Origin of the sequence: Sphingobium olei (assembly GCF_042678845.1) — a bacterium.
In the GTDB taxonomy this organism is placed as follows: Bacteria; Pseudomonadota; Alphaproteobacteria; order Sphingomonadales; family Sphingomonadaceae; genus Sphingobium; species Sphingobium olei.
In genome coordinates this window covers 1-2,560 of the sequence record NZ_JBHTLS010000054.1, presented here as the reverse complement: position 1 = coordinate 2,560, position 2,560 = coordinate 1, and the positions used below count along the sequence as shown (strand labels likewise).

Sequence of the window (2,560 nt, the reverse complement as noted above, 5' to 3'; positions counted from 1 at the left end):
AAGCCGGAGCTTCCAGTTCCTTCTGCTCGATTGCGACGGTGACCGCTCGGATGATCTGCCTGTCCACGACTGGTGATCCTAAAATCGAAAGGAATCCCGATGATTGGAACGCTTGAACGCGCCGCGGTACCCTGCCGCTCGGCCAGCGTACGCACACCGCCGACACTTTCCGCCCTGCCGCTACAATCGGGCAAGCTTTATCTTCGGCTCTACCACGGCCGCGCCACGCCGGGCGAACAGATGGAGGACTGGGGCAGCGATGGCCCCGTGATCGGACCGCTGGCTTCGATCCACGTGACTTACATGTGCCAACTGAAATTCGCCGCAGCCCCGGACGTCATGGAACGCTTTTTCCCGGAGGTCATGGCGCAGTGGCGCGCGAGCGGCGTTAGCAACGGTCACGGACCGCTTTGCGACTGGCAATTCAACGTGATCGACGATCTCATTGAATATGGCGGCATACTATATGGGGATTGGTCGATTTTCCTCGCCGACGATCAGGCTGCGCGCTAACCTATTCTGGCCTCACCCGATCATGGGCTATCGGCCCCACGCTCCAGCAGCGACAACAACATCACATGGAGCGCATCTTCCGCGCGCTCCCGTCTTGTCACATCGCTCGAGGCCAGATCCTTTCTCATCCAGTCGGGCAATCGCCGCAGAAGATCGCGCAGTTTCGCATCGTTTGAATGGCTCATCCCTCTCTCTTTGCAGGACGGTCATCCTGGCGACAACCGTCTTGCCCACATCTCATCGGCAAACCGGGATGAAAGGGGAGGGGGCGGCGCAAGAGAGGCGGACAGAGGGTCCGTCGCCGAGACCGGAGATGATCATGCCTCTTCCCGCCACCATCCAGACGGCCGTCAGCCAGGACGCGATCCGCCGCGCATCGCGTCTCTTCTCGGGCGACAGCCGGGACTGCCTCCACGAAATGTGCCAGAATGCGAGGCGGGCCGGCGCCACGCGCATCGCCATCGATCTCACCCGGCAGGATGGCCGGTTCTGCCTGCACATCCGCGACGATGGTTGCGGCATCGACGATCCGGCTGCCCTGCTGCTGTTGGGGCATTCGGGCTGGGACCATGACATCGCGCGATCCGAAGATCCCGCCGGCATGGGCATGTTCAGCCTTGCCGGCCGCACCGTCGACATCCAGTCCTTCTCACCATCGGCCGGCACGGCATGGAAAGTGCGCATCCCGGCAGAGGCTTGGGACAGCGGCGCACCGCTACCGCTTGAACAAGGCACGATTGGCTGGGGCACGCTGATCTCTGTCGAAATGCCCGATGACTGGCAGTTGGGTTTGAACAGCATTGTCGCGGATGTCGCGCTCCACTTTCCCCTGCCGATAACGATGAACGGGATGTTGCAGCCGCGAGAAGATTTTCTGCGGGAAGCTCTGTTCGTCGAGGAAACATGCGGATGCCGTATTGGCGTCTATAATCTCGACCCAGACTTGCAACATGGCCGCCGCATCAACTTTCACGGTTTGCGTGTCAAATGCGCCTTGCCCACAATTGGCGAGATCAAGGACAGTTTCGACCACTGGGCGGTCCGGATCGATATTGTCGACGCGCACGATATCCAGTTGCTATTGCCTGCCCGCAAGGAGGTCATCGAAAGCACAGCGCTGCAGGCCCTTCGCGAAGCCGCGGAACGCGCCATTTACAAAGCCATCGGCGCCAAGGCAGATCATCGTCTCGCATTCGCCAATTGGCAACGGGCAGGCGACCTTGGCGTGGCACTGCCTGAGGTGCGCTCCGGACTTTCAACGTGGCGCCCGGAAACTGCCGACGATTGCCATGGACGCGCTAGCGCAACGATGGCTCCCGAGGGCGCCATGCTGATTGTTCCCACGCTGGAACCCGACATTGCGCAGGCTCTGGCGCTCGCCCGGGACAAATTGCCCCTCCGGGACTTTCAACTGGTCGAAGCGGAACGTCCACTGCAAGGCTATGCCTGGTATGACGCCCTGCCGATCATTGAGCAGATCTCCTTTCGCATTCACCGTGATGGCGCGGAATATCGCTATGATGACGAGACCTGCCTCCCCGCTGATATGGCTTCAGGCCTCAGCGACAGGATTGTCGTCGAACTGATTGTCGCCCAAGTTGGGCACGAGGGTGCATCGCGAAGCGTCCATGCCGTCGAAATCCCGGCTCTTGTGTGCCGCAACGGCGGCTGGGATTTGGAGGAGGCGCTCATCTTCGCGACGCAGGACGGTGGCATCAAACCCGCTCGACTGGGCCGCATGATCTATGCGAGCCTCTTCTGTTCGAGTGACGACAGCGACTGCGACAGCTGGGAAACCCAATCCCGAGCCTTCGAGCGCGATGCGCAGCACGAAGCGACCCGGATCCTTCTTGGAGACGATGCCGCTATCCTCGAAGCCATCAATATGAGCGCGTGGGATCATCTTGGCCTGCTCGATGACTGGCCCGAGCGCCCTGACGAACTCTCCCCTGAAATCTGGGCGCTGCTGACCCACGCGCGCAAGACCGGCGCCAACTGGATCAGCTTCGACCGTGACGAACCGCCTTGCAAGCGATTTCCGGTCTTT

General features: G+C 61.1%; 2 protein-coding genes. Both read left to right on the top strand.

Annotation, left to right across the window (positions count from 1 at the left end):
* Positions 1–99: 99 nt before the first annotated feature.
* Positions 100–513 carry a hypothetical protein gene (locus ACFQ24_RS04060; protein WP_062063567.1) on the top strand — a complete coding sequence of 138 codons (414 nt, stop codon included), beginning with the start codon at positions 100–102 and terminating at the stop codon, positions 511–513.
* Positions 514–535: 22 nt separating this feature from the next.
* Positions 536–2,560, top strand: a 2,025-nt coding sequence (locus ACFQ24_RS04055) for a DUF5983 family protein (RefSeq protein WP_380909177.1), incomplete at its 3' end; no start/stop codon positions are given.